This is a genomic window from Microbacterium sp. ZW T2_14, from assembly GCF_044987405.1.
Lineage (GTDB): Bacteria > Actinomycetota > Actinomycetes > Actinomycetales > Microbacteriaceae > Microbacterium.
In genome coordinates, this window is sequence record NZ_JBJDRK010000087.1 from 1 (window position 1) to 11,727 (window position 11,727).

The 11,727-nt window shown below is 70.3% G+C and carries 11 protein-coding genes; 6 read left to right on the top strand and 5 right to left on the bottom strand.

What is annotated here, in order from left to right; all coding sequences use genetic code 11:
- The first annotated feature begins 244 nt into the window (after nucleotides 1–244).
- On the top strand, nucleotides 245–1,219 hold the full coding sequence (locus tag ACI3KY_RS19195) for a MarR family transcriptional regulator (protein ID WP_404931730.1): 975 nt from the start codon (nucleotides 245–247) through the stop codon (nucleotides 1,217–1,219).
- A gap of 19 nt (nucleotides 1,220–1,238) precedes the next feature.
- On the opposite strand, the gene ACI3KY_RS19200 is transcribed toward ACI3KY_RS19195, so the two are convergent.
- Nucleotides 1,239–1,583: a hypothetical protein gene (locus ACI3KY_RS19200; RefSeq protein WP_404931731.1), complete on the bottom strand. Its 345-nt coding sequence runs from the start codon at nucleotides 1,581–1,583 to the stop codon at nucleotides 1,239–1,241.
- Nucleotides 1,580–2,923: an MFS transporter gene (locus ACI3KY_RS19205; protein WP_404931732.1), complete on the bottom strand. Its 1,344-nt coding sequence runs from the start codon at nucleotides 2,921–2,923 to the stop codon at nucleotides 1,580–1,582. The genes ACI3KY_RS19200 and ACI3KY_RS19205 overlap by 4 nt, the downstream gene beginning before the upstream one ends.
- A gap of 25 nt (nucleotides 2,924–2,948) precedes the next feature.
- On the opposite strand from ACI3KY_RS19205, the gene prfB reads away from it, so the two are divergent.
- From prfB to smpB, 4 genes are all read left to right on the top strand, one after another.
- Entirely contained in the window at nucleotides 2,949–4,061 is a 1,113-nt protein-coding gene (gene prfB, locus ACI3KY_RS19210) for a peptide chain release factor 2 (protein ID WP_194415087.1), read from the top strand.
- Between the two features lie 128 nt (nucleotides 4,062–4,189).
- Nucleotides 4,190–5,401, top strand: a complete 1,212-nt coding sequence (ftsE, locus tag ACI3KY_RS19215) for a cell division ATP-binding protein FtsE (RefSeq protein WP_404931733.1) — start codon at nucleotides 4,190–4,192, stop codon at nucleotides 5,399–5,401.
- A complete protein-coding gene (gene ftsX / locus ACI3KY_RS19220; protein ID WP_404931734.1) occupies nucleotides 5,398–6,312 on the top strand; it encodes a permease-like cell division protein FtsX in 915 nt (304 codons plus the stop codon). Before ftsE ends, ftsX begins: the two co-directional genes overlap by 4 nt.
- Before the next feature lie 130 nt (nucleotides 6,313–6,442).
- Nucleotides 6,443–6,919, top strand: coding sequence for an SsrA-binding protein SmpB (smpB, locus tag ACI3KY_RS19225; RefSeq protein ID WP_404931735.1), 477 nt, complete (start codon nucleotides 6,443–6,445; stop codon nucleotides 6,917–6,919).
- A 12-nt stretch (nucleotides 6,920–6,931) separates the two neighbouring features.
- Here smpB and ACI3KY_RS19230 read toward each other — a convergent pair whose 3' ends face one another.
- The 3 genes from ACI3KY_RS19230 to ACI3KY_RS19240 form a co-directional block, all read right to left on the bottom strand.
- The gene (locus ACI3KY_RS19230; protein ID WP_404931736.1) at nucleotides 6,932–8,410 is read right to left on the bottom strand and encodes an MFS transporter; all 1,479 of its coding nucleotides are present in this window, start codon (nucleotides 8,408–8,410) and stop codon (nucleotides 6,932–6,934) included.
- Between the two features lie 81 nt (nucleotides 8,411–8,491).
- A complete protein-coding gene (locus tag ACI3KY_RS19235; RefSeq protein WP_404931737.1) occupies nucleotides 8,492–9,835 on the bottom strand; it encodes a M20/M25/M40 family metallo-hydrolase in 1,344 nt (447 codons plus the stop codon).
- Nucleotides 9,832–10,509 (bottom strand): SIMPL domain-containing protein, encoded by a 678-nt coding sequence (locus ACI3KY_RS19240; RefSeq protein WP_404931738.1) that lies wholly within the window; start codon nucleotides 10,507–10,509, stop codon nucleotides 9,832–9,834. The genes ACI3KY_RS19235 and ACI3KY_RS19240 overlap by 4 nt, the downstream gene beginning before the upstream one ends.
- 172 nt (nucleotides 10,510–10,681) lie before the next feature.
- On the opposite strand from ACI3KY_RS19240, the gene ACI3KY_RS19245 reads away from it, so the two are divergent.
- On the top strand, nucleotides 10,682–11,727 hold a 1,046-nt coding region (locus ACI3KY_RS19245), incomplete at its 3' end, for an SRPBCC family protein (protein WP_404931739.1).

Sequence of the window (11,727 nt, forward strand, 5' to 3'; positions counted from 1 at the left end):
GCGTGGGGGTGGCCGCCGCCGGCATCGTCGCGAGGCCGATGCCTGCGATACCGATCGCCAGACCGCTGGTGGCGGCGACGATCGGGCGCAGGCGGCGGCCGATGGGCTGGGTTCGTGACATGCGCGAGCCTCTCGGGTGTGGGGGATCCGTGTTCCCCCACCTTCGCCGCCCGCTCGCCTAAAGTGGGTGGCGGAGAAACGCCATGGCCTGCATCCGCCACGCTCGGCGGGTGACGATGAGCGCATGGGGGAGAACACCGTGCTCGATGCGCTCGGCCTCGACGAGGCCCACACCGCCGTCTACCGGTGCGTGCTGCAGCAGCCGTCGGCCTCGATGACCGAGATCGCTGCGGCGCTGAGCATGTCGCTCCCGCGTGTGCGGCCGATGGTGGTCGAACTCGAGCGCTTGGGGCTGCTCGCTCGGCAGGCCTCGAGCAGCGATCGGTTCGTGGCCTCTCCGCCGTCCATCTCGCTCCGCCCGCTGCTGCTCGAGCGCGAGCGAGGTCTGACGCGGGCGCACGAGGCGCTCGTGGAGCTGAGCGATCTGTACCGCCGCTCGGTCGAACAGCGCAGCGTCGCCGACGTGGTGGACGTCGTCATCGGCGACGATGCCGTGCGGCAGAGGGTGGCCCAGTTGCAGGCCGCATCGATCGACCAGGTGCGGGTGCTCGTGCTGCATGAGATCGCACTCGTGAGCGGCGAGGACAACATCGAGGAGGACCGGGCGCTCGCGCGCGGCGTCCGCTATCGCGTGATCGTCGAGAGCGCGGTGCTGGAGCGGCCGGGCTTTCTCACCGCAGCGCGCGAGATGGCGCAGATCGGCGAGGAGATCCGCGTGCTGCCCACCCTGCCGACGCGCATGTTCATCGCCGACGACCAGATGGCGCTCGTGCCGATGCACTCGCAGGGCGAGGACGAGGGGTTCGGCGCCCTGCTCATCCATCCGAGCGGCCTGCTCGACCTCGTCACCTCGATCTTCGAGGAGTACTGGCGGGCGGCCACCGAGTTCCTGCCCATCGCCGCGACGCCGACGACCGAAGAGGTGGATCGTGATCTGCTGCGCCTGCTCCTGCTGGGAGTGACGGATGCCGCGGCCGCGTCTCAGCTCGGAATCTCACTGCGGACGGTCCAGCGCCGGGTCGCCGACCTCATGGACACCGCCGGGGTGACCACGCGCATGCAGCTGGGTGCGGAGGCCGTGCGCCGAGCCTGGGTCTGACGCACGGGGCTCCACGTCGCTACCAGCCGTGGGCGTTGAACCACTCCCGACGGCTTCGGGTCTCGGCATCGGTCTCGCTGTCGTCCGAGGTGTCGTGGGCGACGAGCCTGCTGTCGCTGTCGAGCTCGACGAACCGATGACACACCGGGCACAGCGCGCGACCGTCGGGGAATCCATCGGCGAGTCGAGCAGCGGCCGTACCGCGCTCGCCGGAGCCCGGGCAGTGCGCAGGGTCGGCTCCGGCATCCGTCCACATGATGGTGCGGTGCCGGTGCAGGCCGGCGTGGCCCAGCGGGCGCGTGCAGCGTCGGCCGGCACTGCGGCTGCGACAGAATCGCACGACGTCGGTCGTGGACGCGGTCATGGCCGCGTCCGCGGCACGTACCGCGGCACCCAGCGCACGAAGGCGAGCGCACCGACCAGTCCGACGGCGCCCATGACGCCCGTGGCCACGGAGAGCGACGCAACGGCAGCGATGGCGGAGACCAGCAGCGGCGCGATCGCCCCGCCGGCGTCGGTGAGCGTGCGCCACGAGCCGAGGAACGCCGCCGGGTCCGACCGCGGGGCGACGTCGGCGCCGAGGGTGAGGAGGATGCCGCTCGACAGTCCGTTGCCGACGCCGAGGACGGCGGCGAACATGGCGAACCACATCGCCGCCTGCGGGAGGTCGTGGGTGAAGGCGAGGGCGACGAACCCGGCGCCCATCAGGACCATCGCCGGAAGCGCGGCCCACAGGCGACCGAAGCGGTCCATGACCTGGCCGCTGGCGTAGAACAGCGCGAAGTCGATGGCACCCGAGATGCCCACCACGAGGGCGATGGTCTGGGCATCGAGTCCGAGCGAGACACCCCACAGCGGAAGCACCACCTGGCGCGCCGAGCGGACGGCCGAGAGGGATGCCGCGGCCAGGCCGAGCGTCGACAGCACGCGGCGGTGGCGCCACATCGTCCGCAGAACGCCGGTGCCGGGATCGGACCCAGTGCTCGGCGTCGTCGCCGGTCGTTTTCCACGCGACGCGCGGAGCGGGATCGATCCGGTGACGGGCTCGCCGGTGTCTTCCGCAGCGACCGCCCCCTGCGCCTCGGTGTCGTCCTCGTCGGAGGGTTCCAAGAACTGCTTCTCGGGATCGGGACCGAAGACCACCAGCAGGACCGTGGCCACGAGGCATCCGCCGAAGAACCAGATCGTGGCGTGCTCGTCGCCGAAGACCGCGAGGAGTCCCGCGGCGATGAACGGCCCGATGAACATGCCCAGGCGGAACGTGCCGCCGAGCAGCGACAGGGCGCGGGCGCGGAACGACAGCGGCACGCGCGTCGTCATGAAGGAGTGGCGCGCGAGGCCGAAGGCCGCCGCGCAGAAGCCGATGAGGAACACGGCGAGGGCGAAGACGCCGAGCGACGGCGCGAGCGCCATGCCCACGACGCCGGCGAGCGAGACCACTCCGGCGATCGCCATCGTGAGCCGTTCGCCGATGCGCGCGACGGCCCACCCGGCGGGGATGTTGCCGCACAGCTGGCCGACGACGAGTGCCGAGGCCACGAGGGCGGCGGTGGCGACATCGGCTCCGAGCTGGGCGGCGATGACCGGGATCAAGGGGATGACCGCGCCCTCGCCGAGCGCGAAGAGAACGGTGGGGCCGTAGACCATGGGGCCGAACCGCCACAGCACGTCCCGCGCGGTGGCGGAGTCGGCGTGATCGCTCATCGCTTCCACGTTAGTCTGGACTGTCATGCTCGACTTCGATCCCTCCGCCGATATCCAGGCCCTGCGCTCCACGTTCGCCGACATCAAGGCCGTGGTCGACGTCGAGGCACTCACGAAAGACATCGCGCGACTCAGCGAGGAGGCCGGCGCCCCCAATCTGTGGGACGACGTCGAGAAGGCGCAGAAGGTCACCAGTGCGCTCAGCCACCGTCAGTCCGAGCTGAAGCGCGTCACCGACGTCGAGCAGCGCCTCGACGATCTCGACGTGCTCGTCGAGCTCGCCAATGAGATGGACGACGAGGATGCCGCCGAAGAGGCGCGTCGCGAGATCGCCGAGCTCGAAGACATCGTCAGCCAGCTCGAGGTGCAGACGCTCCTCGACGGCGAGTACGACGAGCGCTCCGCGGTCGTCACGATCCGCTCCGGCGCGGGCGGCGACGACGCCACCGACTTCGCCGAGATGCTGCTGCGCATGTACCTGCGCTGGGCCGAGCGCCACAAGTACTCCGTGAAGCTCATGGACACCTCCTACGCCGAGGGTGCCGGCATCAAGTCGGCGACGTTCGAGATCGACGCCCCCTACGCGTACGGCACGCTCTCGGTCGAGGCAGGAACGCATCGCCTCGCGCGGATCAGCCCGTTCGGCTCCGCCGACAAGCGGCAGACCTCGTTCGCGGCGGTCGAGGTCATCCCGGTGATGGAGGAGGCCGTCGAGGTCGACATCCCCGAGGGAGACCTCCGCGTCGATGTGTTCCGCTCGTCGGGACCCGGCGGCCAGTCCGTCAACACCACGGACTCGGCGGTGCGGCTCACGCACATCCCCTCGGGCATCGTCGTGTCGATGCAGAACGAGAAGTCGCAGATCCAGAACCGCGCCGCGGCCATGCGCGTCCTGCAGACCCGCCTTCTGCTCCTGCAGCGTGAGAAGGAAGCCGCGAAGAAGAAGGAGCTCGCCGGCACGATCACCGCGAGCTGGGGCGACCAGATGCGCTCGTACTTCCTCTACGGGCAGCAGCTCGTGAAGGATCTCCGCACCGGCTACGAGGTGGGCAACCCCGCGATCGTGTTCGACGGCGATCTCGACGGTTTCATCTCGGCCGGGATCCGCTGGCGCAAGCGCAAGGACGACGACGACTGACCCCGATCGGCCCCGACCCTGACACCCCTGAGCTTGCCAGCGGTCCCTGAGTCTGTCGAAGGGCGGATGCCGCAGCCGCGAGTGTCGCTGGACACGGTGACGGTGCGGCCGCATAGGCTCGATAGGCCATGATCCGGTTCGAGAACGTCACGAAGCGCTTTCGCGGCACTTCCAAACCCGCCCTGAGTGATGTCGATTTCGAGGTGCTGCGCGGCGAGTTCGTGTTCCTCGTCGGCGCCTCCGGTTCCGGCAAGTCGTCCTGTCTGCGGCTGATCCTCCGCGAGGAGACACCGTCGGAGGGCAGGGTGGTCGTGCTCGGCCGCGACCTGCGCACGCTGTCGAACCGCAAGGTGCCGTACTTCCGCCGCCACATCGGTGCCGTCTTCCAGGACTTCCGGCTGCTGCCGACGAAGACCGTCTTCCAGAATGTGGCCTTCACACTGCAGGTGATCGGCTCGTCGCGCGGCTTCATCCAGCAGGCGGTCCCCGAGGTGCTGGCCCTCGTCGGACTGGCCGGCAAGGAGAAGCGGTTCCCCCACGAGCTGTCCGGCGGCGAGCAGCAGCGCGTCGCCATCGCCCGTGCGCTGGTGAACCGCCCGCAGATCCTCCTCGCCGACGAGCCGACCGGAAACCTCGACCCCGCGACCTCCATCGACATCATGCAGCTGCTCGCCCGTATCAACGCGGGCGGCACGACCGTCGTCATGGCCACGCACGAGGCGGGTTTCGTCGATCAGATGCAGCGTCGCGTGATCGAGCTGGTCCACGGTGAGATCGTGCGCGACGAGCGCCACGGCGGGTACGGCGACCGGTCGGGCCTCCCGAGCCTCGCGCCCGAGCCCGAGCGTGGCGCCGCGGCGGTCGCTGCCCTCACCGCCGTGCTCGAGGTGCAGCGTGAGGCCTCGATCGCGGCCGCGGCGGGACTGGACCCCACCGCCGTCGTGGATGACGACGACGACATCGTGGCGGCAGAGCCCGAAACGCCATCGCCAGATGCCGTGTCGCCCGAATCGATGTCGCCGGGTGTCGCCGCCGCCGCGGTTGCCGCCGCCGAGGCCGCCACGGCCGCCGCACTCGCCGTCGACGAGCTCAGAAAGGCGGAGGCGCTCGAGCAATCGTCGGCGGCGCCCCTCGCGGCGCCGGAGCCGCAGCCGTCGGGCGATGCACCGACGACACCGGGCGGAGAATCGGAGACCGTGCCACCGTCCTCGCCACCGGCTCACACGCAGTCGATTCCCGTCGTCGACCTCGACCAGCTCGAGGTGGCCGAGCTCGGCCTCGCCGACCGGCTGGGCCTCGGCGAGACCGACCCCGATGACGAAGTGGGGCCCACGTCATGAGGTTCGGACTCATCATGTCGGAGGCCTTCACGGGTCTACGGCGCAACCTGTCGATGGTCGTGTCGGTCGTGCTCGTGACGTTCGTCTCACTGACGTTCGTGGGGGCGGCGATCCTGATGCAGATGCAGATCGGCACGATGCGCGACTTCTGGGTCGAGCGCGCGCAGGTCGCCGTGTACATGTGCACCACGATCTCGACGCCCGCCACGTGTGCGAACGGCGAGGCGACCCCCGAGCAGGTCGCGGAGGTGGATGCGAAGCTCAAGGGCAGCGCGCTGGCCCCGCTGATCCGCGACATGAAGTTCCTGGACCACCAGCAGGCGTACGACGAACTGCTGCAGATCGCGGGCGAAGAGAACGCCAGCGTCATCACACCCGACCAGGTCAACGAGACCTTCCGCATCACGCTGGTCGACCCCGAGCAGTCCGACGTCATCATCGAGGCGTTCAGCGGCACGCAGGGGGTGGAGCTGGTCAACGACCAGATGCAATACCTCGACCCGCTGTTCTCCGCGCTCACGATCGCCACGTACATCGCCGTCGGCATCGCCGTGCTCATGCTGATCGCAGCGGTGCTGCTGATAGCCACGACGATCCGTCTCTCCGCCTATGCGCGAAGGCGGGAGCTCGGCATCATGCGGCTGGTCGGGGCATCCAATCGATTCATCCAGACCCCGTTCATCCTCGAGGGCGTGTTCGCGGCGCTGCTGGGGTCGGTCCTCGCGAGCGCGGCGGTCATCGCGGGAGTGCACTTCGGCGTCGACCAGTACCTGCGCAACCGCGTGGACTTCGTCACGACGTGGGTCGACGTCGGGGATGCATGGATCGTGGTGCCCGTCCTGATCCTGGTCGGCGTCCTGCTCGCGGCGCTGTCGGCAGGATTCGCGATCAGGAGATGGCTGCGCGCGTGATCACGCGCCCCTTCGCGGGGTAGACTGACAGGCTGCCGTGCGCCCCTCGACAGCATCAGGGGCCCGCCGCACGCTGAGGAGCCGGCTGGACGGCGTCCTTCGACAAGCTCAGGAACCGAAAGGGAGTCGCATGCCCAGGGAACGCGGGGAGAAGGTCGTGGCGACCAATCGTCGCGCGCGCCACGAGTACGCGATCGAGAAGACGTACGAGGCCGGTCTCGTTCTGACGGGCACCGAGGTGAAGTCGCTGCGCGAAGGCCGCGCGAACCTCTCCGACGGCTACGCGTACATCGATGGCGGCGAGGCCTACCTGGACGCCGTGCACATCCCGGAGTACTCGCAGGGGCACTGGACCAACCACTCGTCCAAGCGCACGCGCAAGCTGCTCCTCCACAAGGAGGAGATCGTCAAGCTCTCGCACGCCATCTCGGCGGGCGGGTACACGCTGATCCCCTTGAAGCTCTACTTCTCGGACGGTCGGGCGAAGGTCGAGATCGCGGTCGCGAAGGGCAAGCGCGAGTTCGAGAAGCGCCAGACGATCCGCGAGCGCGAAGACAAGCGCGAGGCCGAGCGCGCGATGCGCTCCCGCAACCGTCTGGGCGAGTAAGCGCCGTCGTGCCTAGCGCACCACGGGCGCCGCGGCATCCGTCGCATCGTGCGCAGCCCGATCGCTGAACGCCGTCTTCGGCACGAAGCACAGCAGCACCGCGGCCGCCAGCGCCGTCACGCCGCACACCACCCACACGGTGAAATAGCCCGACAGCGACCCGGCCGTGCCTTCGGTGGCCGCACCCGTGGCGCCCTGCAGCAGCGCGATGCCGAACACGCACGAGGCGATAGCCCCGCCGACGGTCTTGACCGAGTTGGTGAGGCCGGTCGCGACGCCCGTCTGGGTGGGTGGAGCAGCGGATGCCGCGGCCGCCGGCAGCGCCGCGACCAGGGCTCCGGAGCCGAGCCCGACGATCAGCATGTTGACGATGACCTGCGCATACGTCGCGTGGAACTGCAGGAACATCAGGAAGCCGATGCCGACGAGCGTCGCGGCGCCGATGAGGGTGAGCCGCGGCGCGGTCAGCCGTGAGATCAGCGGGTAGAGCAGGGCGCCGGTGATCATCGCGATCAGGTACACGCCGATGATGAGCGACGTCTGGAACCCCGTCGTCCCGAGACCGTAGCCGTAGACGTCGGGATCCGTGCGGGCGAACGTCGACAGCGGCGCCTGCGCGCCCAGCACGCTCACTCCGAAGAGGCCGGCGGTGAGGAACACCGGGCCGAGCGCGGGGGAGCGGAACATCCGCACGTCGATCAGCGGATCGTCCTGACGCAGCTCCCAGAGGGCGAACGGCACGATCAGCAGGACACCCAGCGCCGTGACCAGCCACGCCACGAGGTCGGCGGGTCCGTTGAGGCGCAGCAGACTGAGGCCGCCGGTGAACGCGACGAGAGCCAGCGAGACGAGCACCAGGCCGACATTGTCGAGGCGGCCACCGGTGGGCTCGGGCGACTCCTTCACCCCGAACAGGATCACGAAGAAGCAGGCGACCACGAGCAGCGCCGGAACGAGGAGCACGATCCACAGTGGGATGGTGTCGATGAGCATGCCGCCGACGAGCGCGCCGATGATGGCACCGGTCTCGAGCGCCGCGACGAGGAAACCGGCCGCGCGCGCGGTGATGGTCGCGCGGCCCTCCATGCGGCGGGAGCGCGACCAGATGAGGGCGATCTCGAGCGGGAGCCAGACGACGTAGAAGCCCTGGATGGCCCAGGCCGCGAGGAAGATCGCGAACGAGTCGGTGAACGGCAGAACGAGGGATGCCGCGGCGGTGATCGCCGTCGACACGACGAGCATGCGCTTGTGGCCGACCATGTCGCCGAGCTTCGCGAACGCCGGCACGACGAGCGCCGACAGCATGAGCTGTGTGCCCTCGAGCCAGTTGACGTCGGCGTCGTGCACGCCGAGATGGCGGGCGATGTCGGTGAGCATCGGCGTGTAGTAGCCCTGGATCACGCCGCTCGTGAACTCGACGAATGCGAGGAAGCCGACGACGCTCGCCAGCGTGCCGATCGTGACCCGTGAGGACATCGCGCTGCGCGCCATCCGTGCTCCTTGCCTCTGGGCCCCAGACCCGTCCTGAGCTCGCCGCCCCGACTCTCGAGCTCCTCGAGGGGGCGGCTGCGATCACTCTAAGCGCTGCAGGAGCGTGCGATGGAACAGTTCGCCGCGCTCGAGCGCCGCGATCTCGACGCGCTCGTCGACGCCGTGGATCGACGCTCGCTGGGCCTTCGTCATCTCCAGCGGCGCGAAGCGGTAGACCGCGGGGGAGAACCGGTGGAAGTGCCGCGAATCGGTCGCCGCCATCATCACGTACGGAACCGTCGCCGCCCCCGGATGCGACACCTTCACCGCGTCGGCGATCAGCGCGAACTGCGCGTTGTCGGTGGACGACTCGGGCGACGGTCCGTCGCCCTCGAGCACCTCGACCGTGACGTGACGGTCGCCGATGCGCCGGCGCACGCGCTTCACCGTGCTCGCCACGGATTCGCCCAGGGCGATCCGCAGGTTGAGCGTCGCCGAGGCCTGCGATGGCAGCACGTTCGCCGCGGTCCCGCCCGACTGCATGGTCGCCGCGACCGTGGTCCGCACCAGCGCGGCCGGTTCCCCGCCCATCGCGGTGAACACGCGTGCGGTGAGCCATGGCGTCGCCGCCAGCAGACCATAGAGGCGGCGAGGGATGCCGTCGGCCCGCGTCGCGAAGAGCTCGAGCATCCGAGTGACCGCTCCCGGCGTCCGCGCCCGGAACGTCGCGGGGGAGAGGCGTTCCACGGCGCGAGCGATGCGTCGCACGGCGGTGCGGACCGGCGGAGCGGACGCGTGCCCTCCTTCGCCGCGGGCGCTGAGCCGGAGAGTCAGCACGCCCTTCTCGCCGACGCCGACCATCGCTGCCCGCCCGCGCACGAACGGCAGGGGCGCGTCGACGACCGCACCGCCCTCGTCGAGCACGAGCCAGGGTTCGACGCCGCGATCCCGCAACGTCTCGGCGATGACGCGGGCAGCGCCGCCGAAGGTCTCCTCGTCGCCCCCGAACGACAGGTACACGTCGCGCGCAGGCGTGAAGCCGGCCGAGAGCAGGTTCTCGACGGCATCCATCACCACCACCAGCGGTCCCTTGTCGTCGAGCGCGCCGCGTCCGAACACCCAGCCGCCCGCGATGCGCCCCTCGAACGGCGGGTGCGTCCAGGCGTCGCTCTCGTCGACGGGCACGACGTCGAAGTGCGCCATGAGGACGACCGGCTGCTCGGTCACCCGTCCACGCCAGCGGTACAGGATGCCGAGCTCGCCGATGCGCTCGCGCTCGAGGTGCTGATGCACGAGGGGGTACAGCTCGACGAGCAGGTCGGCGAAGGCATCGAACGGTGCCTGCCCGCGCTCGGCACGTTCGGCCGACACCGTGGGCAGCTGGATCATCCGCGACAGCCGCTGGGCGATCCCGGGCGGCACGGCCGGGGAACCGCTCTCGCTCATCGTGCGGCGAAGCGGGCCTCGACGGCCGCCGAGATCACGATGTCCTCCGGCTGCAGCTGCACCGCCGGCGCACCTCCGGCGGAGTCGCTCGCGAAGGACGCCTTGGCCATCAGCATGCGCGGCGCGGGCGCCGCTTCCGGTCGGTCCTGGCGGCTGAGCAATCCGAGATCGGCGATCTCGAGCGCCGCCACGTCGGACAGGCCGAGGGCCCCGGCGTACGCGGAAGCGCGGGCGACGGCGACGCCGACGGCCTCCGTCGCGACATTCCGTTCCGTCTGCGCCCGTGTCTCGGGCGTGAGCTGCCATTCGATCCAGCCGAGCTGCACACCCTCGCGTTCGGCCACCTCGCCGGCCCACCACGACAGCACCGCGAAGTCGGTGAAGGTGACGGAGAAGTCGACGGTCGCGTAGTGGACGGGAGCCAGACGCCTGCCCTCGTTGTTCCACGGGCGTTCGGACCACACCGAGACGCGCTGGCTGGACCACTCGGTGACCGTGCCGGCGCTCTTGCGGGCGGCGAGGTCGTCGCGCACCGGCTCGGTCAGGGCCGCCATGCGCTCGACGACGGCGCCGCGTTCGGGCCCCTCAGCACGGATGGTGAGGTGCGCGATCGCGCGTTCGGGGGCGATGCGGGTCTCATGCTCTCCGCGGACCGTGATGACGACGTCGCTCATGACGCCGACTCTACGTGACCGGATCGGCCGGGCCGAGGCATCCGTTCCGGCGTGCAGGCGACGCGAAGGCCGGTCTGCCACAGGCCGGGCGGCAACGCAACCCGCTCCAGCGCGCCCGACGCGCGGTCTAGCGTCGAACGCATCGATAGAGCCCGAGATCGAGGGGGAGTCCATGTCTCGCAACGTGAGGGTGCTGCACTGCGCACCCGAGGACGTGTTCGAGGTGCTGAGCGACGGGTGGCTGTACCCGTCGTGGGTCGTCGGGGCGTCGCGCATGCGCGAGGTCGACGAGACCTGGCCCATGGCGGGCGCCGAGCTGCATCACTCGTTCGGCGTCTGGCCGGCACTGATCGACGACAAGACGGTCGTCGAGGAGTTCATCCCGTCGCGGATGATGGTGATGCGCGCGCGGGGGTGGCCGATCGGCGAAGCCCGCGTGACCATCGACGTGAAGCCGCGCGGACACGAGTGCGTCGTGCGCATCCAGGAAGAGGCGATCGCCGGTCCGGGGCGGTTCGTCCCGCCGCAGCTGCTCGACATCCCGCTGCACTGGCGCAACAACGAGACGCTGCACCGGCTCGCGTACCTCGCGGAAGGCCGAGCCGCAGACCGCCGCGAGGCGACGACGGCTCAGAAGGAGATGGCCGGCACCGGCGAGCAGAGTGATTCGGATGCCGTAACCGGTCGCCGCAGCGCGGCATCGGCGAGTAGCGACCCCGCCGATGCTGGCAAACTGCAGGGAGACCAGCTGGCGGACGCCGCGCGCGGCGGGGACGGAACGGAGAACGCGATGTCGAAGGGCAGCACGGAGCCCGAAACCGCTCCCGTCACGAGCACGGACGGGGTCGAGCAGGCCGACGCGTCCGGGCAGCCCGTGAGCCTCGAGGACTCGTGGAACCCCCTCGCGGGGGCCGGCGAGTCCGAGCCGGCGACCTCGGTGACCGACAGCCAAGGGCAGCCCGGCACCGGGGGCACGCAGGCCGGCGACGCGGACCTCGGCGATGCCGTGACCTCGGTCCGCGCGGTCGAGTCCGAGGGTGGCGTTTCGCCCGCGGAGAACGCCGGCGAGGGCGACGAGGCAGCGGAGAACGTCGACGGCTCGAGCCTGGCCACGGGCGCCGCATCCGGCAGCACTCCTGCCGACGCGGCCTCCGCCAGCGGCGCCAAGCCGCCGCGAACCCGCACCAAGCCTGCCGCGACCGAGGCGCCCGTTCACGG

What these genes read in the sequence shown, in the direction of transcription:
- ACI3KY_RS19195 (WP_404931730.1), top strand. Translation starts at nt 245, where the DNA reads ATGGGGGAGAACACCGTGCTCGATGCGCTCGGCCTCGACGAGGCCCAC.
- ACI3KY_RS19200 (WP_404931731.1), bottom strand. Translation starts at nt 1,583, where the DNA reads ATGACCGCGTCCACGACCGACGTCGTGCGATTCTGTCGCAGCCGCAGT.
- ACI3KY_RS19205 (WP_404931732.1), bottom strand. Translation starts at nt 2,923, where the DNA reads ATGAGCGATCACGCCGACTCCGCCACCGCGCGGGACGTGCTGTGGCGG.
- prfB (WP_194415087.1), top strand. Translation starts at nt 2,949, where the DNA reads ATGCTCGACTTCGATCCCTCCGCCGATATCCAGGCCCTGCGCTCCACG.
- ftsE (WP_404931733.1), top strand. Translation starts at nt 4,190, where the DNA reads ATGATCCGGTTCGAGAACGTCACGAAGCGCTTTCGCGGCACTTCCAAA.
- ftsX (WP_404931734.1), top strand. Translation starts at nt 5,398, where the DNA reads ATGAGGTTCGGACTCATCATGTCGGAGGCCTTCACGGGTCTACGGCGC.
- smpB (WP_404931735.1), top strand. Translation starts at nt 6,443, where the DNA reads ATGCCCAGGGAACGCGGGGAGAAGGTCGTGGCGACCAATCGTCGCGCG.
- ACI3KY_RS19230 (WP_404931736.1), bottom strand. Translation starts at nt 8,410, where the DNA reads ATGGCGCGCAGCGCGATGTCCTCACGGGTCACGATCGGCACGCTGGCG.
- ACI3KY_RS19235 (WP_404931737.1), bottom strand. Translation starts at nt 9,835, where the DNA reads ATGAGCGAGAGCGGTTCCCCGGCCGTGCCGCCCGGGATCGCCCAGCGG.
- ACI3KY_RS19240 (WP_404931738.1), bottom strand. Translation starts at nt 10,509, where the DNA reads ATGAGCGACGTCGTCATCACGGTCCGCGGAGAGCATGAGACCCGCATC.